This window comes from Mesorhizobium sp. M0621 (assembly GCF_040320745.1).
Taxonomy (GTDB): domain Bacteria; phylum Pseudomonadota; class Alphaproteobacteria; order Rhizobiales; family Rhizobiaceae; genus Mesorhizobium.
This window is the reverse complement of sequence record NZ_JAMYQF010000011.1, coordinates 94,647-116,221: the sequence shown is the minus strand read 5'-3', so window position 1 is coordinate 116,221 and position 21,575 is coordinate 94,647. Positions and strand designations below refer to the sequence as shown.

At 63.8% G+C, this 21,575-nt stretch carries 22 protein-coding genes; 6 read left to right on the top strand and 16 right to left on the bottom strand.

The features are described from left to right. Nucleotides 1-300 carry an AzlD family protein gene (locus NKI38_RS10855; protein WP_352657205.1) on the bottom strand — a complete coding sequence of 100 codons (300 nt, stop codon included), beginning with the start codon at nucleotides 298-300 and terminating at the stop codon, nucleotides 1-3. Beyond that, nucleotides 297-1,031, bottom strand: a complete 735-nt coding sequence (locus tag NKI38_RS10850; RefSeq protein WP_352657203.1) for an AzlC family ABC transporter permease — start codon at nucleotides 1,029-1,031, stop codon at nucleotides 297-299. Before NKI38_RS10850 ends, NKI38_RS10855 begins: the two co-directional genes overlap by 4 nt. A 170-nt stretch (nucleotides 1,032-1,201) precedes the next feature. On the opposite strand from NKI38_RS10850, the gene NKI38_RS10845 reads away from it, so the two are divergent. Both NKI38_RS10845 and NKI38_RS10840 read left to right on the top strand, forming a co-directional pair. Next, a complete protein-coding gene (locus NKI38_RS10845) occupies nucleotides 1,202-1,660 on the top strand; it encodes an Lrp/AsnC family transcriptional regulator (RefSeq protein WP_224571096.1) in 459 nt (152 codons plus the stop codon). Between the two features lie 189 nt (nucleotides 1,661-1,849). After that, nucleotides 1,850-3,052, top strand: a complete 1,203-nt coding sequence (locus tag NKI38_RS10840; protein ID WP_352657200.1) for an MFS transporter — start codon at nucleotides 1,850-1,852, stop codon at nucleotides 3,050-3,052. 139 nt (nucleotides 3,053-3,191) lie between these two features. Here the strand turns inward: NKI38_RS10840 and NKI38_RS10835 are convergent, their stop codons facing one another. From NKI38_RS10835 to NKI38_RS10785, 11 genes are all read right to left on the bottom strand, one after another. After that, nucleotides 3,192-3,632, bottom strand: a complete 441-nt coding sequence (locus NKI38_RS10835) for a lipid-binding SYLF domain-containing protein (protein ID WP_352657197.1) — start codon at nucleotides 3,630-3,632, stop codon at nucleotides 3,192-3,194. Nucleotides 3,633-3,765: 133 nt separating this feature from the next. Further along, a complete protein-coding gene (gene greA, locus NKI38_RS10830; RefSeq protein ID WP_352657196.1) occupies nucleotides 3,766-4,248 on the bottom strand; it encodes a transcription elongation factor GreA in 483 nt (160 codons plus the stop codon). Nucleotides 4,249-4,354: 106 nt separating this feature from the next. Beyond that, nucleotides 4,355-4,648, bottom strand: coding sequence for an HlyU family transcriptional regulator (locus tag NKI38_RS10825; protein ID WP_352657194.1), 294 nt, complete (start codon nucleotides 4,646-4,648; stop codon nucleotides 4,355-4,357). Nucleotides 4,649-4,761: 113 nt separating this feature from the next. After that, entirely contained in the window at nucleotides 4,762-5,442 is a 681-nt protein-coding gene (locus NKI38_RS10820; RefSeq protein WP_352657193.1) for a PadR family transcriptional regulator, read from the bottom strand. Between the two features lie 204 nt (nucleotides 5,443-5,646). Beyond that, nucleotides 5,647-6,015, bottom strand: a complete 369-nt coding sequence (locus NKI38_RS10815; protein ID WP_352632420.1) for a thiol-disulfide oxidoreductase DCC family protein — start codon at nucleotides 6,013-6,015, stop codon at nucleotides 5,647-5,649. A gap of 110 nt (nucleotides 6,016-6,125) precedes the next feature. Then, nucleotides 6,126-6,419, bottom strand: coding sequence for a GYD domain-containing protein (locus NKI38_RS10810; RefSeq protein WP_352657192.1), 294 nt, complete (start codon nucleotides 6,417-6,419; stop codon nucleotides 6,126-6,128). 185 nt (nucleotides 6,420-6,604) lie between these two features. Beyond that, a complete protein-coding gene (rpoD, locus tag NKI38_RS10805; protein WP_352632355.1) occupies nucleotides 6,605-8,626 on the bottom strand; it encodes an RNA polymerase sigma factor RpoD in 2,022 nt (673 codons plus the stop codon). A 421-nt stretch (nucleotides 8,627-9,047) separates the two neighbouring features. Beyond that, the gene (gene dnaG / locus NKI38_RS10800; RefSeq protein ID WP_352657190.1) at nucleotides 9,048-10,994 is read right to left on the bottom strand and encodes a DNA primase; all 1,947 of its coding nucleotides are present in this window, start codon (nucleotides 10,992-10,994) and stop codon (nucleotides 9,048-9,050) included. A gap of 111 nt (nucleotides 10,995-11,105) precedes the next feature. Beyond that, nucleotides 11,106-11,471: a helix-turn-helix transcriptional regulator gene (locus NKI38_RS10795; RefSeq protein ID WP_352657188.1), complete on the bottom strand. Its 366-nt coding sequence runs from the start codon at nucleotides 11,469-11,471 to the stop codon at nucleotides 11,106-11,108. Between the two features lie 12 nt (nucleotides 11,472-11,483). Beyond that, nucleotides 11,484-11,708 (bottom strand): type II toxin-antitoxin system RelE family toxin, encoded by a 225-nt coding sequence (locus tag NKI38_RS10790; protein ID WP_352657305.1) that lies wholly within the window; start codon nucleotides 11,706-11,708, stop codon nucleotides 11,484-11,486. Between the two features lie 156 nt (nucleotides 11,709-11,864). After that, a complete protein-coding gene (locus tag NKI38_RS10785; protein ID WP_352657185.1) occupies nucleotides 11,865-12,233 on the bottom strand; it encodes an RcnB family protein in 369 nt (122 codons plus the stop codon). Between the two features lie 184 nt (nucleotides 12,234-12,417). On the opposite strand from NKI38_RS10785, the gene NKI38_RS10780 reads away from it, so the two are divergent. From NKI38_RS10780 to NKI38_RS10770, 3 genes are all read left to right on the top strand, one after another. Beyond that, the gene (locus tag NKI38_RS10780; RefSeq protein ID WP_352657184.1) at nucleotides 12,418-12,627 is read left to right on the top strand and encodes a hypothetical protein; all 210 of its coding nucleotides are present in this window, start codon (nucleotides 12,418-12,420) and stop codon (nucleotides 12,625-12,627) included. Further along, a complete protein-coding gene (locus tag NKI38_RS10775; protein WP_352657181.1) occupies nucleotides 12,624-14,288 on the top strand; it encodes a Na/Pi cotransporter family protein in 1,665 nt (554 codons plus the stop codon). Before NKI38_RS10780 ends, NKI38_RS10775 begins: the two co-directional genes overlap by 4 nt. 146 nt (nucleotides 14,289-14,434) lie before the next feature. Next, nucleotides 14,435-15,619 carry an MFS transporter gene (locus NKI38_RS10770; RefSeq protein ID WP_352657179.1) on the top strand — a complete coding sequence of 395 codons (1,185 nt, stop codon included), beginning with the start codon at nucleotides 14,435-14,437 and terminating at the stop codon, nucleotides 15,617-15,619. A gap of 16 nt (nucleotides 15,620-15,635) precedes the next feature. Here the strand turns inward: NKI38_RS10770 and NKI38_RS10765 are convergent, their stop codons facing one another. Next, the gene (locus NKI38_RS10765; RefSeq protein WP_352657177.1) at nucleotides 15,636-17,864 is read right to left on the bottom strand and encodes a heavy metal translocating P-type ATPase; all 2,229 of its coding nucleotides are present in this window, start codon (nucleotides 17,862-17,864) and stop codon (nucleotides 15,636-15,638) included. Nucleotides 17,865-17,971: 107 nt separating this feature from the next. Here NKI38_RS10765 and NKI38_RS10760 point away from each other — a divergent pair, with 107 nt between their 5' ends. After that, nucleotides 17,972-18,388, top strand: coding sequence for a MerR family transcriptional regulator (locus NKI38_RS10760; protein WP_352657175.1), 417 nt, complete (start codon nucleotides 17,972-17,974; stop codon nucleotides 18,386-18,388). A gap of 190 nt (nucleotides 18,389-18,578) precedes the next feature. Here the strand turns inward: NKI38_RS10760 and NKI38_RS10755 are convergent, their stop codons facing one another. Together NKI38_RS10755 and katG are read right to left on the bottom strand one after the other, a co-directional pair. Then, complete coding sequence (locus NKI38_RS10755) at nucleotides 18,579-19,136, bottom strand: GNAT family N-acetyltransferase (RefSeq protein ID WP_352657173.1); 558 nt, start codon at nucleotides 19,134-19,136, stop codon at nucleotides 18,579-18,581. Between the two features lie 175 nt (nucleotides 19,137-19,311). Continuing rightward, the gene (gene katG, locus NKI38_RS10750) at nucleotides 19,312-21,519 is read right to left on the bottom strand and encodes a catalase/peroxidase HPI (protein WP_352657172.1); all 2,208 of its coding nucleotides are present in this window, start codon (nucleotides 21,517-21,519) and stop codon (nucleotides 19,312-19,314) included. Nucleotides 21,520-21,575: the final 56 nt, after the last annotated feature.

Sequence of the window (21,575 nt, the reverse complement as noted above, 5' to 3'; positions counted from 1 at the left end):
CTAGCCAATCAGATGCCGCAACAGCCCCGCCGAAGCGACCCCGATCAGCACGGTCGGCAGCATGGACAGCCGCGTCGCGGCGATCAAAGTGATCGCCAGCGCCAGAAGGTCGGCCGGATTGCGCGACACGAAGGCCGGCGCGATGACCGAGATCAGCACGCAACCGGGCGCCGCCTCCATCACCGCCGTGGCACGCACGCTGAGCATGCGGTTGCGCAGCACGACGTAGCCGCCGATCCGCGTCAGGTAGGTGACGCCGGCCATCAGCATGATGGTGAGGAGGGTAGTTGCGTCGATCATGCATCACCTGCCGTCAGCCAGGCCGTCGCCAGCCCCGACACGGCACCCGCGGCGACATACCAGGCGCCCGGAACGAAGAGATAGACCAATGCCGCGACGACCAGGCTGACCAGCCAGGGCCGCGCCGCCGCCATGCACGTCCACATGCCGCGCATCAGCACCAGGAAGACGGCCGGAAACGCCATGTCGAAACCGTAGGCCTCGACATCGCCGAGCATCGGGCCGAACACGGCACCCAGCGTGGTGAAGGCCACCCAGGTGAGATACATCGCCAATGCCGCGCCCATGTAGTAGCGCGGGCTGAAGGCCGGCATTGTACCGGCAGCACCGCGCTTCCGGGCATCGGCCAAGCCCAGCGCCCAACTCTCGTCACACATGAAGAACAGCGCCGGAAAGACCTTGCGCCGCGGCAGATCGCGCAGGAACGGCGCCAGTGCCGCGCCCATCAGCAAATGACGGCTGTTGACCAGAAAGGTGATGGCGACGATGAGCACGATGTGCGGCGGCGACGTCCACAGCTGGATCGCCGCGAATTCCGACCCCCCGGCAAAATTCAGTCCCGTCATTGCCGACAGTTCGACAACGCCTAAGCCTCTCTGCCTGGCCTGGGCGCCAAGCACCAGCGCATAGGGAATGGTGCCGAACAGCACCGGCGCACATGACGTCACGCCACGGCGGAATTCGGATCTTGAGCCATCGCCCGCCGCCTCGACTGCCTGTGAAATGCTCATGGTTCTCTATCGGCTGGCCTCGCGGCCGCCGCTTCCCTGCGTTTGAAATCAACTGATGTTGGCGGCAAACATACCGATATCGGCCCGCAATTTGGTTGCAAAGATTGTTGTATTTGACCGAATTTCGGCATTGAGTGTCACAAACTGCCGAATAGATGGAATCTAGAGCCATGAAGCTGGATGAGATCGACAAGCGGATCCTACGGGCGCTGCAGCGTGACGGCCGCATGGCCAACAACGATCTGGCCAATGAGGTCGGGCTGTCGCCCTCGCCTTGCCTACGGCGCGTGAAGCTGCTGGAGGAGGCCGGAATCATCGACCGCTATGTCGCCGTGCTCAACCCGGCCAGCATCGGCAAGGGCCTCACCTTCTTCACCCGCATCTGGCTGAAGGCGCAGGACGAGGACACGATCGAGCATTTCGCCACCGAAGTCGCCAAGCTGCCGCAGGTGATGGAGTGCTATCTGATGCTCGGCGACTGCGATGCCATGGTGCGCGTGGTGGCAGCCGGCATCGACGACTACCGCCGCTTCCAATCGGAGCATCTCAGCCGCATCAAGGGCGTGCAGAACGTCAAGACGGACGTTCCTAGCCAGACGATCAAATACACGTCGGAACTGCCGATCTGACGCATGTCACCCAAAAGTGCGAAGCGGTTTTAGGATAACGGCAATGCGTCCAAAAAAGGCCATGCCATCGAAGAACAGCGTCCTTCAGACTGGATAAAAAATGCAACCGGATTGTAGGATCGGCCTCGATGCCAGCGTCCTTCGGAGGCAAGCAGCGCGCAGCGCTGCCCTCTGGCATGGGAGATTTGAATGAGCCTTTCCTATCGTTGGGTCATCGTCGCCGCTGGCGCGCTGATGTCCTGTGTCGCCATCGGCACGATGTTTTCGCTGGCGATCTTCCTTGAGCCGATGGCGATCGATACCGGCTGGTCGCGCGCCGGCATTTCGAGCGCCATGACACTCAACTTCCTGGTGATGGGCCTTGGCGGCTTCGCTTGGGGCGCCCTGTCGGATCGTTTTGGCGCCCGCATCGTCGTGACGATCGGGGCGGTGCTGCTCGGGCTGGCGCTGGTACTGGCCAGCCGCGCCGGCTCGCTCCTCACCTTCCAGATCACGTATGGCGTTCTGGTCGGCCTCGCCGCAAGCGCCTTCTTCGCGCCGATGATCGCGCTGACCACAGGCTGGTTCGACACCAACCGCAGCCTTGCGGTCTCGCTGGTCTCGGCCGGCATGGGCGTGGCGCCGATGACGATCTCGCCCTTCGCCCGCTGGCTGATCTCGGCCTATGACTGGCGCACGGCCATGTTCGACATCGGCATCACCGCCTGGGTGCTGCTGTTGCCGGCAGTGCTGCTGGTGCGCCAGCCGCCGAAGCCTGCCGTGGCCGACACCGGCTCCGCGCCGGTTGCCGAAGGCGCCGGCCTGACGGTCGGCCAGGCGCTGCGCTCGCCACAGTTCATCGTACTCGGCCTGACCTTCTTTGCCTGCTGCGCAGCGCATTCCGGACCGATCTTCCATATGGTCAGCTACGCCATGCTGTGCGGCGTCGCCCCAATGGCGGCCGTTTCGATCTACAGTGTCGAGGGCCTTGCCGGCCTCGGCGGGCGGCTTTTCTACGGCGTGCTTGCCGATCGCCTGGGCGTCAAGCCGGTGCTGATCGCGGGCCTGGCGATCCAGGCGATCGTCATTGCCGCCTATCTCTCGATCAGCCGGCTCGACCAGTTCTATATGCTGGCTGTCATCTTCGGCGCCACTTATGGCGGCGTCATGCCGCTCTATGCGGTGCTGGCGCGCGAATATTTCGGCCAGCGCATCCTCGGCACCGTATTCGGCGCCGCCACCATGCTGTCCAGCCTCGGCATGGCGCTGGGACCGCTTGCCGGCGGCATGGTGTTCGATGCCTACGCCAACTATTCCTGGCTGTTCATCGGCTCGGCCCTCATCGGGCTTGGCGCGGTCGGCATCGCCATCGCGTTCCCGCCGCTGCCACGCCGGGAGTTGCAGCCGGCTTAGTCTTCGGCCGGATCGAGTTCCGAACCGCGCGGGCCAGGCACGCCATGAGCCTGACCCGTTCGGCGCGATCGCGGGCATTTGAGCCAGAGGGCACACGGCGCCGCCACAGCCAGGTCCATTTCAAGGACTGACCAACCTCCTACTTCACCGTGATGGACATACCGCTGAGATCGGCGTTGACTTGCAGGCCTACCTGCTTGCCTGACAGTTCGAGCTGGGCGCCCTTGTCATTGGTCATGACGATCACCTGAGCCCCTTTGCCGAGCGTGCCGCCACCGCCCACCGCACCGTAGACCCCCGTCACGTCCCGGGCGCGCCTGATGTGGCGCACGGTCCCGTGGAAATAGGTCTTCGAAACCCCGAAGGCGAGACCGCCCGAGACGCCGCCGACCGAGATGGGATAGCGACGACCATGGAAGGTCAGCGTGCCCTCGCCTCCGGATCCGCCCACGAAGAAGGCAGCCTTGTAGATGGCAAAGCGGATCGTGCCGCTGTCGGCATTCGCGGCGCTGGCAACGCTGACTGCCCCTGCGGCGATGACGGCAACCGCGAATGAACGAATTCTGGACGAAATGATCATGATGAGAACTCCTCAAGGTAGCCGCTTGCCCAACGGCTGGGCTCGCCAGCGTGGTATCAAAGTTACAACTGAACAGTCTCGCCCGTCATTGGTTCCAAGCACTCGCCCGGTCGTGCGTCATACCGATGTCCAACTAAGAAATGGACAGGATCTCAAGTTCCCGCTGCCCTAGCTGGACAAAGTCGCCAACGGTTTTGCCGGTCAGCGCGATGGCAACCGGCGAACCATGCGATATGGAAGCTTGAGACGGGTTGGCTTCATCCTCACCGACGATGCGGAAGGTCTGCGTGCGGCCATCATCGCGCTTGAAGGTAACGGTGTGCCCGAAGGCGATAACGTCATTAGACGTGGGCACCGACATAAGCTGAGCCGTACGGACGCGCTCGGCATAATAGCGCATATGTCGAACTGGAACCGCTGACTGCCGGCGCCTGTCGTTGACATCTTCCAGCACGCTAGCGGCCTCGAGAGCCTGCTGAGCGCGAGCCAATTCATCCTGCAGCATCTTGAGACCCGCCTCCGTGACGAGGTTGATCCGATCGGAGATAGGGCGAGCCGGCAGGATGGTTTCCGATGCTGCCTCAGCACTTTCCTCCTTGGCAAATGCTACGCTCAATTGTCGAGACTCTCTGCTTGCGGCCCACGGCCGTCATTCGAGAAACTGGCGGCGAATAACCGCTTCGGCGGAAGGCCGAAATTCGTCGCCTCGACCAATCCCGTCCCTATGCGAAAATCCGCTCGCCCTGCTCGTCGACGAGCTGGATGCCCTTCTTGATCGAGATGTCGACGGCGTCGTCGAGCCCGGCAAAACGGTCGGCGCGGATGAATTTGTGCTCCTTCACCACACCGTCGATCTCCTTGGAAACGATGCCGCAGGTCTGGTACTGGCCATCCGCCTTGTAGGGCGTGGCGCTGATCAGGAAACCCTTGTGCTCGACCTGCTTGGCCGGCGCCGCGTTTTTTGGTTCGGCCGCTTCACCGCCGCCACCGCCGAAAAGACGCTTCAGAAAAGACATCGGGCTTCCTCCAACAGCATTCATCCCACACCATGTAGCGTGGCGCGGGATGAATTTCACTATCGGTCCTTGGCCCAGCGGGCAAGGGCTGCGTCCGGCCGCGCCGGAAGACCTTACTTGTGCGACAGCGCTTCCAGCGCCTCGGCTGCGGCTTCGAGGATGGCGATCGCCTCGGCCTGCTTGTCGGCCGGGGCATCGACGAAGTCGCCCAGAGCCGCGCGCAGCCGATGGCGCACGGCACGGAACTCGTCGCGTGCTTCCGAACGGCTACCACGACCGCCGCGACGACCGCCCTCTTCGCTCTCGTCGTTCCAGCCGAACCAGTCGCGCGCCTTGGCCATCTTGCGGCCGAAACGCTCGAGATGCTCGAGCACGCCGTCGATCATCTCGCGGTTGTCGGCGAGATGCGCCTGGCCCGCCTCGGTGATCGAGAATACCTTCTTGTTGCCGTCGGCGGCGGAGGCGGCGTAGCCGGCCTCTTCCAGGAAGGTCAGCGTCGGGTAGACCACGCCCGGGCTCGGGCTGTAGATGCCGCTGGTGCGCTCTTCCAGTGCCTTGATGATGTCGTAGCCGTGGCGCGGTGCCTCGGCCAGCAGCGACAGCGTGATCAGCTTGAGGTCGCCGTCGGCCAGCATGCGGCCGGCGCGGAATATATCGCCGGGGCCGCCGCGTCCACCGCCACGACCGCCGTGCCCGAACGGGCCGAACCCTCCGCCCCCTCTGCCACCGAATTTGCCGGCCATGTGCATGAACATGCGCTCGCCGAAATGATTGTTCCCAAAATGTTTGTGCATTGATTGCTCCTTGAGTTGTATCTTACGATATATCTTATTTAGGCAGGCCAATCGATGAAGTCAAGATATATCTTACGATGTATCTGAATGCGGCGCCAGAGGCTTTGCTTTCGCTCTGCGAGCCGGCCAGCCAATAGCTCGCACGAAAAAGTCCGGAGATGTGTCCTCCGGGACTTTGCACTTCTGGTCATTGATGACGGACTGCTACCAGCGGCCCTTGCGCCGGTTCCAGGCATAGAGCAGGTCGGCGAAACGATCATAGGCAAAGCGTGTCAGCGGCAAGGCAGCCGGATTGCCGAACAAAGTCGCCAGCCAGCCCTCGCCCGGCGTGACCTTCCACACGGCGATCGCCACATCGGCGCCGACCAGCAGCCTGCCCGCCGCGTCGGTGGCGTGCAGCCGGCGTCGGATATCCTCGAGTGACGCGCCATGCCCGGCAAGCGCTGCCGGTTCAAAATTGATGTCGCGAAATTCGATCCGTCCGGCCTTGACCGCTTCGATCAACCGCCGCTTCTGCCTGCTTATGCCGGCATCGCAAACCGGGCAGCGCGTGTTGTACCAGACGGTCAGCATGGTCTCGACATTGGGTTGGTAACGCAACCTGAGGACCACGAACAATTGGACGCGGTCAAGACCTCGCTCGAGCGGTTGCGCACGAACGAGGCTGTTTCGGACCAGCCGGCCTATCCGAGCGAGGTGATGATCTCGCGGTAGGCTAATTCGGGAAAGGCCTTCAGCGTCCGCGTCCTGACGTTGCCGGCCGCCGCCAGCATCAACGAGAAACGCGCCAGGACCGCGTCGTCGGGGGCCTCGACCACCGCCACCATGTCGTATTCGCCCATGGTCAGGTAGAACGCCTTGAACGATCCGCCCATGTCTCCCAGCTGCTTCCTGGCGGCGTCGAGCCGCTTCGGCGAATCGCGGACGCTTCTGGCGCCCTGCTCGGTCCAGTTCATCAGCACGATGTAACTTGTCATGGCACACCTCCCTCCGGGGCCACGGAGCACGGCGGCTTCGCCGGGGCGGGCATCCGGGTTGTCGCCCAGAAAATGCATCCGACGCCGAATTATCCTCCCGAAGGGTGCGAGCCGCAAGAGCACGCACCCGGAACGAAAAAGGGCGCCTCGATGGGCGCCCTTGATCTCTCTGCAATCGGTAAGTGTTAGCTGTCCAAAAAGCTCCGCAGCTTCCTGCTCCTGCTCGGGTGCTTGAGCTTGCGCAGCGCCTTGGCTTCGATCTGGCGGATACGCTCGCGGGTGACCGAGAATTGCTGGCCGACTTCTTCCAGCGTATGGTCGGTGTTCATGCCGATGCCGAAGCGCATTCTGAGAACGCGCTCCTCGCGTGGCGTCAACGAGGCCAGCACGCGCGTGGTGGTCTCGCGCAGATTGGCCTGGATCGCCGCGTCGATCGGCAGGATCGCCATCTTGTCCTCGATGAAATCGCCCAGATGCGAATCCTCTTCGTCACCCACAGGGGTTTCGAGCGAGATCGGCTCCTTGGCGATCTTCAGAACCTTGCGCACTTTTTCGAGCGGCATAGCGAGCTTTTCGGCCAGTTCCTCCGGCGTCGGCTCGCGGCCGATCTCGTGCAGCATCTGGCGCGAGGTGCGCACGATCTTGTTGATCGTCTCGATCATGTGCACCGGAATGCGGATGGTGCGCGCCTGATCGGCGATCGAACGGGTGATCGCCTGCCGGATCCACCATGTCGCGTAGGTCGAGAACTTGTAGCCGCGGCGGTATTCGAATTTGTCGACCGCCTTCATCAGGCCGATATTGCCTTCCTGGATCAGGTCGAGGAACTGCAGGCCGCGATTGGTGTATTTCTTGGCGATGGAGATGACGAGGCGCAGATTGGCCTCGACCATTTCCTTCTTGGCGATCGCCGCTTCGCGCTCGCCCTTCTGCACCTGGTTGACGATCTTGCGGAATTCCAGGATCGAGATCGCCGTTTCGGTAGCGAGGTTCTGGATCTCGGCGCGCAGGTCCTTGATCGCGTCCTTCTCGTTCTTGGTGAATTCCTTCCAGCCGCGGGAGGTCAGGTTGCCGATCGCGCGCGTCCAGTTCGGGTCGAGTTCGGAGCCCTGATATTCCTTGAGGAACTCCTCGCGGCGCACGCCATAGCTTTCAGCGAGCCTGAGCAGCTTGCCTTCGTTCTGCACCAGGCGCTTGTTGATGTCGTAGAGCTGCTCGACCAGCGCCTCGATGCGCGCCGTGTTGAGCGACAGCGACTTCACCGCCTTGATCAGCTGGTCCTTCAGCTCCTTCAGCCGGCGGTCCTGGCTGGGCGACAGCGTGCCGGCGGCGGCGAGACGGTTCTCGACCTGCTGGTCCTGCAGCTTGCGCAGCTTCTTGTAGGTGTCGGCGATGACGTCGAGCGTCTCCATCACCTGCGGGCGGAGTTCCGCTTCCATGGCCGCCAGCGAAAGGCTCGCTTCGTCCTCGTCTTCCTCGTCGTCATCGACCAGCCCGCGCGTATCGGCGGCGACATTGGTGACGTCGTCTTCCTCGTCGCGCGAACGGCGCGGCTTGTCCTCGACCTTGGCTTCCTCGATGCGCTCGACCACCGGCGCCTGCTTGGCTTCGGGTCCGGCATAGGTGGCTTCGAGATCGATGATCTCGCGCAGCAGGATCTTCGATTCGTTGAGCTCGTCACGCCAGATGATGATGGCCTGGAAGGTCAGTGGGCTTTCGCACAGGCCCGCGATCATCGTCTCGCGGCCGGCCTCGATACGCTTGGCGATGGCGATTTCGCCCTCGCGCGACAGCAACTCGACCGAGCCCATCTCGCGCAGATACATGCGCACCGGATCGTCGGTGCGGTCGGTCGGTTCTTTCTTGGTGGTGGTGGCAGCGACCGCGGTGCCGGTCTGCTCGGCCAGCTCGTTGGCGTCTTCCTCGGCATCGGCCGCCGTGTCGGCGGCCTCGGGCTCCTCGCCCTGCTCGTCGTCCTCGACCACGTTGATGCCCATGTCGGACAGCATTGCCATCGTGTCCTCGATCTGCTCGGAGGTCACTTCCTCGGAGGGCAGCACCGAATTCAGCTCGTCCATGGTGACATAGCCGCGCTTCTTGGCGGCCTTGATCATCTTCTTGACAGCATCATCGGAAAGGTCGAGCAGCGGGCCATCGGTGGCACCTTCGCGTTCGGTCTCGACCTCTTCCTTTTCCTTTGTCGCCATAGTCTTTATCTTCTCCTAGCGGCCGAACATCGAAGCCGCGTAAGCTGTCGGACCAGTCAAATCGGATGCGCTCGCTTATGAACGCGCTTCACCGGGCCAGTAACTGCATCAACTCGTCGTTTGGTGCATGTCGTTGTCCCCAAAACCGGTTTCCTTTTGGGCAACATGCATTAAGTCCAGATTAACCCTGATATCTGTGGCAGGCAGGCTGCCTGTCCAGTGACCAGTACCCCCACATCGCTTATTTCCCGTCGACGCGGGTTCGGGTTAACGTTTCGAATCGTCCTGATTCCGCCATTCTGCAAGAAGGTCAAGCGCCTCTCGCATGATTCGCCTTAAAAAAGCGAATCAATTACCCGACTTAGCCCGCCACGCGCCATTTGGACGCGCAACAACGCCTTCACGTCTCACTCGCTTCAAACTAAGCCCGCCCGGCCCTGCCCGAGGACACGCCAAATCCTTCGATCAGCGCTTCCGTTGCCTGTACATCCTGAAATTGCGCCTGAATTTCGATCAGGTGCCGGTAGTTTTCGTCTGTGGGATCGGTGGCGAGCGCCGCTTCCGCCTGTTTCAGCTCCTTATGTAAGGTGCGCGCGCTGCGCTGCAAGTGCAGTGCCTGGCTGAAAGCGTCGCGGGCATCGTCAAGGGCAGCGGTCTCCAGAGCCGGCCATTGCCGCATTCGCCGGATCAGGCCGACGGCCCGTTCCCAGATCACGGCGCAGCCGGCGCGTTCGATCGTCGCGATAACGGCTTGGCGGTCATTGGCCATGTCATGTGCCATCGCATCGAGAATCGCGGCATGCAGCCGCCTCAGATCGGAGTTGGCGAGATCGAGAAACTCTATATGAGCGAAATTCTCGTCGATCAGCGCCGGATGGTTGACCAGTGCGACGATGATCGTCGCCTCGCGCACCGACATCCCCTCGCTGCCGCGTTTGACCAGCGCCGACTGGCCGAGGCTTTCAGTGATCGCGATGCGGCCGCCACCGCTCTTGGCGAACTGCCCACCGGGCGCGGCGGCCTTGCCCTGGCCGCGCTCGCCTGGCCGGCCGCCATCCTGACGCCCTTGGCGCGCACTGCGCTGCGAGCCGAAGAAGCTCAGCACGCGCTCGCGCATCTCCTGCTGATAATGGTAGCGCAGGCTTTCATCGCGGATGCGGCTGGTCAGCTCGCGCAGCGTCTTCTCAAGCTCGGCCCGCCGCTCCGGCGTGTCGAAGACGCCGCCCGCCGTTTCGCGCATCCATAACAGATCGACCAGCGGCCGCGCCTCGGCCAGCACCGTGCGGAACGCGTCTGGCCCGTCGGCCTTGACCAGATCGTCGGGATCCTTGCCTTCCGGCAGCAGTGCAAAGCGCGCCGAGCGCCCGGCCTGCACCGAGGGCAGCGCCATGTCGGCGGCGCGCCAGGCCGCCTTCAGCCCGGCCTTGTCGCCGTCGAAACACAACATCGGCTCCGGCGCCATGCGCCAGAGCAGCTCGAGCTGGTTCTCGGTGAGCGCGGTGCCAAGCGGCGCCACGACATTCTCGAAGCCGGCCTGTGCCAGCGCGATCACGTCCATATAGCCTTCGACGGCGATGACCGTGCCGCCCTTGGCCAAGGCCTTGCGAGCGCGGGCGAAATTGTAGAGCACATAGCCCTTGTGGAAGAGCTCGGTATCGGGCGAGTTCATATATTTGGCCAGCGCATCCGGCTGCAGCGCGCGCCCACCGAAAGCGATGATCTTGCCCCTGGAATCCGGGATCGGGAACATGATGCGGTCGCGGAACCAGTCATAGGAAACCGGGATGTCGTCGCCGTGGCGCACCAGCCCGCAGGCCTCGATATCGGCTTTCGGGACGCCCTTGGCGGCGAGATGCTCCTTCAGCGCATTGCGGCTGTCGGGTGCGAAGCCGAGCCGGAACGATTGCTGCGTCGCCGGTGTCAGCCCGCGATCGCGCAGATAGGCGCGGGCCTTTGCCCCCTCTGGCCCTTGCAGCCGCTCCTGGAAGAAAGCGGTCGCCATCTCCATGACGTCGGTCAGGCTGGCGCGTTCCTTTTCGCGCCGCTCCTCCTGGGCATCGCGAACCGGCATCGGCACGCCGGCCATGTCGGCGATCTTTTCGACCGCTTCGGGAAAGCTCATCCCGTCGAGTTCGGTGAGGAACTTGAAATGATCGCCCGAGACCGAGCAGCCGAAACAGTGGTAGCGGCCCTTCTTGTCCTCGCAGTGGAAGGACGGGCTCTTCTCGCCATGGAACGGGCAGCAGGCCCAATAGTCGCCGCGCGGCGCATTGGTCTTCTTCCTGTCCCACGCGACGCGCAGGCCGATAACCTGGGAAATCGGCACGCGGTCGCGTATCTCGTCGAGGAAGGCGGGCGGAAAGCGCATCGGGGAACTCGTTTCCCCATCATATAATCATGCCCGCGAAATCCGACGACCCCTAATGCGGACCATACCCGGTTTCCACAGGGCAAAAGCCGCCTGCCGATATTCTGTCGATCAGTCGCCTGCGTCGACCAGACTCTCAACCGGCAGTTCGAGCGCGCGAGCCAGCCGCAGCCAAAGCGCGACATCCCCTCCGCGCTTTCCGTTCTCGATTTCAGAAAGATAGTTCTGCGTCACTCCGACGGACGCGGAGAGCACAGCCTGGGTAAGCTTGCGATACCGGCGCCAGAAAGCAAGCGGAGAGACCGCTGCGACAAGAGCCCGCGCCTCGTCCGGAGTAAGTCCTGGAATCTGGCCTGCGCGAAAGCTGCCCAGCGCCTGTGCGTGGTCCAGCGATTCCCGCAATGCATCCAGTTCGCTGCGTGGCAGGATGGCCAGTTCCTCGCCACCTGGCGTCGTGACATAGGCAACATTGTTCACCTTGGCATTCCTTCAATCATAAACCGACCCGCGCGGTCCGATCTTGGTGACGACGATCTCCTGATCCGTTGCCTCGAACACCACGCGATAGTCACCCACCCTCAAACGCAGAGCGGTCGAGCCTTGCAAGGCCTTGACCATGTTTGCAAGGCTGCTCGGGTCATTGGCGTATGCTTCTATCTTCGACAGGATTCTCTCGGCATCCGCCCGATGCCTCCGCAGCGCCCTGGCAGCCAGAGGGGGAAGAATGAACCCGCTTCACCCCGAAAATATCGCATATCGCGATATTCTCGGCAAGCAGTTCAAACTTCACATTTGCGACGAGTTGCTCGCGGACGGCAGAAAGGCGGCCGTTGCGGGCCGCCTCCCTTTCAATGCCCGGCAAGGTGCCGGTTATTGCGCGGCGAGTGCGCCGAAGATCACGCCGGAGACGATACCGACCAGCACATAGTCGTTGCCGACGCGGATCCATTCCTGGCCGCGGCCGGGACGATGCAGGCCATAGCGGCCATAATCGCGGATCGGTTGGTGACGCTTCCAGCTGGAATATTTCTGGCCATTGCGCCAATGGCTGCGCTTCACGACGACCTTCTTCTTGAAGACGCGCTTCTTCACATCGGTATGGTGGCCGGGCTTCTGCCAGTCGACCTGGCTATAGTTCGACTGCGGCGCGACCGGTGCATTCAGCGGCGCGGCCTGGCCGGTGAGCGACGTGGCGGCCAGCATCGAGAAAGCGAGGGCGGAAAGGACAATGCGTTTCATGGAAGTCTCCTTGGTTGTCGATGCCCAAGGGAATAGCCGCGCACCGATGAACCGAAACTGAACGCCAGCATTACAATTATGTAATGAATTCCTTCATTTAATTGAGGGAATTGAACATCCTCGCAAAGGTAGGGGCCAAGCGCGCGGCGACCCGCGCGATCCGCCGTGCCACGGCAGCCCGGCAATGCAACTATTTGCGCCTCAATCCATTTTCCGACACTGCCTGTCGCGCGGCAACGGCCCCTTGAAATCGACAAGATTTTATTATCCGGCTAAAATATTCGAGTTATTATCGACCATCGCCATGAACATGATTCGTAACCCCGCTTTTCATCCCGCTCGCCACGCTGGCCGCGTCGCGCGCGCCGTTGGCATGCAGGCGAAAAAGAGATGAGCGGCTCCGTCATCCTTCTGCATCTGGCCGGCGCCGTGGCGCTGATGCTGTTTGCCACCCGCATGGTGAAGACCGGCGTCGAGCGCGCCTATGGCGACGTGCTGCGCCATCGTCTGCGCGCTACCATGCGCAATCCGATCATGGCGGTGCTGGCCGGCACCGGCCTCGCCATCGCCCTGCAAAGCTCCACCGCCGTCACGCTGCTGGTCGGCTCCTTCGCCGGCTCCGGCATCGTCTCGGGCGCCGCGGGCCAGCTTGCCGTGCGCGGCGCCGAGATCGGCTCGGCGCTGGTGGTCAAGCTGCTGACCTTCGATCTCACCTTGCTGGTGCCGCTTTGCCTGATCACCGGCACGGTGATGTTCATGGCCACCGAGCGGCGCGACTGGCGCCAGTCCGGCCGCATCCTGATCGGCATCGGCCTTTTGATCCTGTCGCTGGAAATGATCGGCCAGGCATCGGAGCCGCTGCGCAACAGCCAGCTCATGCCGGTCATCATCAACTACTTCTCCACCGATTCCATCACCGCCTATCTGCTGGCGGCGCTGATCACTTGGTTGTTCCAGTCGAGCATCGCGGCGGTTCTGTTGATGGCGACGCTGGCCGGCCGTGGCCTGATCACGCCCGAACTCGGCGTCGTCCTCATCCTCGGCGTCAATCTCGGCTCCTCGATCATTGCGCCGATGCTGACCCGCTCGTCGAGCCCCGAAGTGCGCGTCGTGCCGGTCGGCAACCTCCTGATGCGCGGGCTCGGCTCGCTGGTCATGCTGATCCTGATCATGATCTTCAGGCCGCACTTCGCCTTTCTCGGTTCGACGGCCGCGGACCAGATCGTCAACGCCCACATCCTGTTCAATGTGCTGATCCTGCTCGCCGGGCTGCCGCTGGCCGGGTTCGTCTATCGCGCTTCCGAAAAGATCGTCGCACTTGGCACCAAGCCCGTTCCGGCTGCCTCGCTCGACGTCGTCGAGCTGTCCGCCCTCAATGAAAGCGCGCTCGACGTCCCAAGCCAAGCGCTGGCCAATGCCACGCGCGAAGTGGTGCGGGTCTGCGAGACGGTCGAGATCATGCTCAAGCGCATCATCGAACTCTATGAAAGTGCCGACGCCGACAAGATCATGGCGCTGGCTGCACTCGACGACCGCGTCGACAGGAAGCATGCGGCGATCAAGCTCTATCTGGCAAAGCTTACCAAGAACCCGCTGACCGAGGACGAGGCGCTGCGCTGCCAGGAACTGATCGGCGCCTGCGTCAAGCTCGAGCAGGTCGGCGACATCATCGTGCGCAACATGCTGGTGCATGTGAAGAAGAAGTTCGAGCGCGGACTGGAATTCACCGACGAGGGCTGGAGTGAGTTGTTCGCCTTCCACAGCTCGGTGCTCGCCAACGCGCGGCTTGCCTTCAACGTGCTGGTGTCGCGCGATCCCGAAACCGCCCGCCAGCTGGTGCTGGAAAAGGACCAGCTGCGCGACCGCGAGAAGGAAACCAGCGCCAGCCATTTCGAGCGTCTGCGCGACGGCACCGCCAAGAGCGTCGAGACCAGCTCGATCCACCTCGACACCATCCGCGACCTGAAGCAGATCAACTCGCTGCTGGCCTCGATGGCCTATCCGGTGCTCGAAGAGCGCGGCCTGCTCACCGGATCGCGGCTGAAGGCGAGCTGAGAAGCAGCCGATCTCCCCCACAAGGAGGGAGATTGGCGCTTCATCGCCGCGCCCCATTGAAGAAAAGCTAAACCGGCGACAAACATTTCTGGATTGCTCGCAGCCCTTATCCGTGGTTTGAGGCCGTTCCAACCAAGGCCTTTCCCATGTCGCTTCCGCTCATCGCCCTGTTTATCGCCGCCTTTGCTTTCGGCACCACCGAATTCGTCATTGCCGGCGTGCTGCCGCAGGTGGCGGAAGGGCTGGGTGTTTCGGTTCCCTCGGCCGGTTATCTCGTTTCCGGCTATGCCTGCGGCATCGCCATCGGCGGTCCGCTGCTGGCGCTCGCCACCAAGTCGCTGCCGCGCAAGACCTTGCTGCTCGGCCTCGCCATCGCCTTCACCATCGGCCAGGCGGCCTGCGCGCTGGCGCCCGACTTCACCTCGATGCTTTTGTTGCGCATTGCCGTTGCGGTCGCGCATGGCGGCTATTTCGGCGTCGCCATGGTCGTCGCCGTTGGTCTTGTGCGCGAGGACCAGCGCGGCATGGCGGTTGCCGTCATCCTGTCCGGCCTCACCGTCTCCAACGTCATCGGCGTGCCGGCGGGTACTGCGATCGGCAACATCTGGGGCTGGCGCGCCACCTTCTGGGTGATGTGCGCGCTCGGCGTGGCGGCAACGCTCGCCATGGCAGCACTTTTGCCGCGCACCACCGGATCATCGGCCAGGCCCGCCGGTTTCGCCCGCGAGGTTCGCGTGCTGGCTCGCCAGCAGGTCTGGACCTCGCTGATCCTGATGTTGATGCTGATGATCGGCCAGTTCGGCCTGTTCACCTACATCACCCCGACATTGCTGGAGATCACCGGGCTCGACGAGAGCCTGGTGCCGTGGGTGCTGCTGCTCAACGGCGTCGGCGCCACGCTCGGCGTCTTCCTCGGCGGCAAGCTGTCCGACTGGAAGCTGATGCCGTCATTGATCACCATGCTGGGCTTGCAGGCGGTGACGCTGGCCGTCATCTATGCCGTCAGCCCCTATCCCCTGCCGATGGTTGTCGCGATCGTCGTCTGGGGCGGTCTCAACTTCGCCATCGGCACACCAATCCAGACCCGCATCCTGGCCTGGACGGCAGACGCCTCGAACCTCGCTTCGTCGCTCATTCCGTCCGGCTTCAATGTCGGCATCGCGCTGGCCGCATCGCTTGGCGCCGCCATGCTCAATGGCGGCTACGGCTACCGCAGCCTGCCGCTGCTTGGAGCCGTCGCCATGCTGGTCGCCGTCGCGGTGGCACTCGCCTCTTATGTCTGGGAAGGGCGCAGCAATGCCACGCCGCCGCTGACGGCCCCGGCGGAGTAGAGCTCGAACAAAGCCCTCACCCGCGCCAGCGCAGCAGGCGCATGGCGTTGGCGGTGACCAGCACGGTGGCGCCGGTGTCGGCCAGGATCGCCGGCCAAAGGCCGGTGATGCCGGCAATGGTGGTGACCAGGAACACCGCCTTCAGCCCGAGCGCCACGGTGATGTTCTGGCCGATATTGGCCATTACCGCCCGCGACAGTTTTACCATGCGCGCGACGTCCATGACGCGGCCATGCAGGATCGCCGCGTCCGCGGTCTCCAGCGCCACATCGGTGCCGCCACCCATGGCGATGCCGATGTCGGCGGCGGCGAGCGCCGGCGCGTCGTTGATGCCATCGCCGACCTTGGCCACCTTGAGCCCTTCGCTCTTCAAATCGCCGACGATGCGCTGCTTGTCCTGCGGCAGCAGTTCCGCCCGTGCCTCGATGCCGAGCGAAGCGGCAATGGCTTCGGCCGTGCGGCGGTTGTCGCCGGTTAGCATCACAGCCCGGATGCCCTCAGCTTTGAGCGCCGCGATCCCGGCCGCCGCATCCGGCCGCGGCTCATCGCGCATGGCGATCAGCCCGGCCACCACGCCGTCCGCCACCAGCACCGAGACGGTCTTGCCCTGGCCGTTGAGGCTGTCGACGGCCAGGCGCTGCGCTTCGGTCATATCAGCACGTTCTCCCGCCGCCTGGCCGGAGCCGAGAAAGACGGCGACGCCACCGACACGGCCCTCGACGCCCTTGCCCGAAATTGCCTTCGCCGCCAGCGCCGGCGGGACCGGAGCCTTGTCGGCCTTGGCCCTGTCCAGGATCGCCGTCGCCAGCGGATGGCTGGAGCCCTGCTCGAGGGCTGCCGCCAGCGCCAGCACGGTGCGTTCATCGCGGCCATACGCCACGATGTCGGTCACTACCGGCCTGCCCGCCGTCAGCGTGCCGGTCTTGTCGAAGGCCACTGCCGTGATCCGGCGAAACTCTTCCAGCACCGCGCCGCCCTTCATCAGCAGGCCACGCCGCGCGCCGGTAGCAAGACCCGCGGCGATCGCCGCCGGCGTCGAGATGACCAACGCACAAGGGCAACCGATCAGCAGGATCGCCAAGCCCTTGTAGATCCACTCGTTCCAGTCGCCGCCGGCAAGCAGCGGCGGCAGCAGCGCCACCAACGCGCCGACGGCCAGCACCGCCGGCGTATAATAACGCGAGAATCGATCGATGAAGCGCTCGGTCGGCGCCTTGGCCTCCTGCGCTTCCTCCACCAGCCGCACGACGCGGGCGATGGTGTTGTCCGACGCGGCAGCCGACACCCGCACCTTGAGCACGCCATCGGTGTTGATCGTGCCGGCGAAGACGGTTTCGGCAACACCCTTGCGCTTCGGCGTGCTCTCCCCGGTCACCGGCGCCTCGTCGATCTCGCTCGCCCCCTCGACGATCTCGCCATCGGCAGGGATGCGGTCGCCCGGCCGCACCACGATGACGTCGCCGACCGCAAGATCTTCAGCGGGAACCTCCGATGTGCCGCCTGCACGCTCGATCCGTGCTGTCTTCGGCACTAGATCTGCAAGTCCCTGGATGCTCGCCCGTGCGCGGCCGGCGGCGACACCTTCCAGAAGTTCGCCGATCAGGAACAGCACCACCACGGCGGCGGCTTCTTCCGTGGCGCCGATCATCACGGCGCCTATCGCCGCGATGGTCATCAGCATCTCGATCGAGAACGGCGTGCCGGCCAGTGCCGCTATCAGCGCGCGCCGCGCGATCGGCACCAGGCCGACCAGCAAAGCGGCCAGGAACACCCAGCGCTCGGCCACTGGAAACAGATGACCGATGCCGTAGGCGGCAAGAAGTGCCGCCGCGCAAGCCAGCGTCAGCGTCGCGCGGCGGGTACGCCACCACGCCTGCTCCGGCTGGACATCACTGTGGAAATGGGTGGAACCGGTGGCCTGCGTGGTGGCCGGCTCGCCACGGTCGTGCCCTTCGTGGCCTTCGTGGTCATGATCAGCATGTTCATGCGCCTTGGCTGCTGAAGCACGCCCGTCGATCCTGGTCTCCGCCCTGGCGATGCCGTAGCCCAGCCGCGCCACTTGCTGCAGCACCTTGCCGTCGTTGAGCGACCCGCCATGGCTGATCGTCATGCTGGCGCCGGTCACCGAAACCGAGACATCGGCGACGCCGTCGAGACGGCGAATCGCCGTGTCGATCTTGGCCGCACAGGAGGCGCAATCCATGCCGCCGATCCTGAACCGCGTCTGCTTGAGGGGAGCCGTCATCACATCACCTGTCTGTCTTGCCCGCACGGCGTAGCCGCATTGGTCTTGAATGCTGATGTCAGGCACTGTAATTGCTCTAGTCACTAGAGCTTCAAGAGGCAAAATTCATGTTTTCGATCGGTGATCTCTCCCGCCGCACTGGGGTCAAGGTGCCGACCATCCGCTACTACGAGCAGATGGGCCTGGTCGCGGCACCCGAGCGTTCGGAAGGCAACCAGCGCCGCTATTCCAGGCAGGAGCTGGAGCGGCTGGCCTTCATCCGCCACGCCCGCGACCTCGGTTTCGCCGTCGAGGACATCCGCTCGCTGATCGAACTGAGCGGTCATCCCGAGCAGCCCTGCGGCCACGCCGACAGGATCGCCGAGGAACAGCTGATCTCGGTGCGGGACAAGATCGCCCAGTTGAAGCGGCTGGAGGCCGAACTCGAACGCATCGCCACCTGCTGCAATGGCAAGACGGTCGGCGACTGCTACGTTATCCGCGCGCTGTCCGACCACGCGCTGTGCACTGACGAGCATGGGTGAGAGGCTGGTGCTGGCAGCGATCCAGGAGCTGTGAGGACACAAAGCAGACCTCGCACCGCCGCTGCAAGGCTCAGGTTCCTCGCCCCACGAAAGTGGGGAGAGGTGGCCGCGAAGCGGTCGGAGAGGGGCCTGCGCCAGCGGATATAAGGGGATTTCTCCCGGCCTGCCTCGGATAAGATTGCGCCCACCCCTACAACTCGATCCGAAACCGCAAACTCTCCGCCCCGCCATAGGCGGCGTCCTCGAAGAAGCGCTCAACGAGCTTGCCGCCGTTGGCCAGGATCACCTTGTGCGAGGCTGGATTGCCGGGTTTGGCGGTGATCTCGACATAGGGCAGGCCGACCGCCCTCGCCTCGTCCAGCATCAGCCGCAGCGCCTCGGTGGCGTAACCGCGCCGCCGCTTCCACGGCACCACCGCATAGCCGATATGGCCGAGCACATGCGGCGGCAGTCCCGCCGTTCCTGGTTGCCAGCGGAAGCCGATCGAGCCCGACGCCTCGCCGTCCCAGATCCAACGGCGGAAGCCCGGCAGGCGCGGCACTTGCTTGCCGTCGGGCAAGATGATCGGGCCGCCCCTGGCTTGAGGATCGTCGAGGTCGGCGAGAAAGGCCACCGGATCTTTTTCGATCGCCGCAAGCTGCTCGCGCGTCGCTTCCAGCAATCGCACATTGTCCGGCGACCAGCCGCGCTCAAGCGCCGCCTTGTAGGACGGCAAATGTTCAAGCGCGGGTTTGACGATTTCGACCATGGTGCACCAGCGGAGACGCTACGCCGATAAGATAACAGCATTGCCCGGAAAGGCACGATCCACCAAAGAGCAGCCTCTTGGGCCGCGTTCCCATTGCTGGAAACGTGGCCCTGATCCAAGTCCTTGGGAGGACGGCGATCCGGCATGGTCGCGCCAGATCGCCAAGGGGGATATCTCAGGCGATGTCGAAGCGGTCGGCGTTCATCACCTTGGTCCATGCCGCCACGAAATCCCTGGCGAATTTCTGCCCGGAGTCCGCGGAGCCATAGACCTCGGCAAGTGCACGCAATTGTGCGTGCGAACCGAAGATCAGGTCTGCGCGCGTGCCGGTCCACTTGACCGCCTTGGTCTTACGGTCGCGCGCCTCGTACACCTCTTCCGAACCCGGAACAGAGCCGGCGGCAGGATCCCAGACCGTGTTCATGCTGAGCAGGTTGACGAAGAAGTCATTGGTCAGCGTCCCCGGCCGGTCGGTGAACACGCCACGCTTCGACTTGGCCGTGTTGGCGCCAAGCACCCGCAAGCCGCCGACCAGCACCGTCATCTCCGGCGCCGTCAGCGACAGCAATTGCGCCCGGTCGACCAGCATGGCTTCGACCGACATTGGCTGCTTGCCCCTGACATAGTTGCGGAAGCCGTCGACTTTCGGCTCGAGCGGCGCGAAGGAATGAACATCCGTCTGTTCCTGAGAGGCGTCCATGCGGCCTGGCGTGAATGGCACCTTCACCTCATGGCCACCGTCCTTCGCGGCTTTTTCGACCGCGGCGACGCCGCCGAGCACGATGAGATCGGCAATCGAGACCTTCTTGCCGCCGGTCTGCGCCGCGTTGAACTCGCTCTGGATGCCTTCCAGCTTCGCCAGCACCTTCGACAGTTCAGCCGGCTGGTTGACCTCCCAGTCCTTCTGCGGCGCGAGCCTGATGCGTGCGCCATTGGCGCCGCCGCGCTTGTCGGAATTGCGGAAGGTCGAGGCCGAGGCCCAGGCAGTCGAGACCAATTCGGAGACCGACAGGCCCGATGCCAGGATCTTCGACTTCAGGGATGCGATATCCTGCTCGCTGACCAATTCGTGGTCGACCGCCGGGATCGGATCCTGCCAGATCAGTTCTTCCTTCGGCACGAGCCGGCCGAGATAGCGGACGACCGGGCCCATATCGCGGTGGGTCAGCTTGTACCAGGCGCGGGCAAACGCGTCGGCGAACTGATCCGGATGCTCGTGGAAACGCCGCGAGATCTTTTCGTAGGCCGGATCGACCCTCAGCGCGAGATCGGTGGTCAGCATGGACGGCGCGCGGCGCTTTGACGGGTCGTGGGCATCCGGCACGATGCCGGCGCCAGCGCCGCCCTTCGGCGTCCATTGATGGGCGCCCGCCGGGCTCTTCGTCAATTCCCATTCATAATTGAACAGATTGTCGAAGAAGTTGTTGCTCCACTTCGTCGGCGTCGTGGTCCAGGTCACCTCGAGGCCCGAAGTGATCGCGTCGCCGGCAATGCCGGTGGCATGCTTGCTCGACCAGCCGAGGCCCTGCGCCTCGATGCCGGCGCCTTCCGGCTCGGCGCCTACAAGCGCGGCATCGCCGGCGCCGTGCGTCTTGCCGAAGGTGTGACCGCCGGCGATCAGCGCCACGGTCTCCTCGTCGTTCATCGCCATGCGGCCGAAGGTTTCGCGAATGTCGCGTGCCGAAGCCAGCGGATCCGGCTTGCCGTTCGGCCCTTCCGGATTGACGTAGATCAGACCCATCTGCACGGCGCCGAGATGGCCTTGGAGTTCACGATCGCCGGAGTAGCGATTGTCGTCGAGCCACTTGGTTTCCGAGCCCCAGTCCACGTCCTGCTCGGGCTCCCAGACGTCGGCGCGGCCGCCGGCGAAGCCGAAGGTCTTGAAGCCCATCGATTCCAGCGCGATGTTGCCGGTGAGGATCAGCAGGTCGGCCCAGGAGATCTTCCTGCCGTATTTCTGCTTGACCGGCCACAGCAGCCGGCGCGCCTTGTCGAGATTGGCATTGTCCGGCCAGCTGTTGAGCGGAGCGAAACGCTGCTGGCCGGCGCCGGCGCCGCCACGGCCGTCGCCGATGCGATACGTGCCGGCACTGTGCCAGGCCATGCGGATGAACAGCGGCCCGTAATGGCCGAAATCGGCCGGCCACCAATCCTGCGAATCCGTCATCACATGGTGCAGGTCCTTGATCACCGCATCGAGATCGAGCGACTTGAATTCCTTGGCATAGTCGAACTCTTCGCCCATTGGGTCGGAGAGGTTCGATTGCTGATGCAGAACGCCGAGGTCAAGTTGGTTTGGCCACCAGTCACGATTGCTCCTGCGGGAGGCCCCATGCGCAACCGGGCATTTGCCCTTGCTGTTGTCGTCTGTGTTGGCGTCCATGTTTTTTCTCCGATCGTGGCTGTGTTGAGCTGTTTCAACTGCTGCGTGAGCAGGGA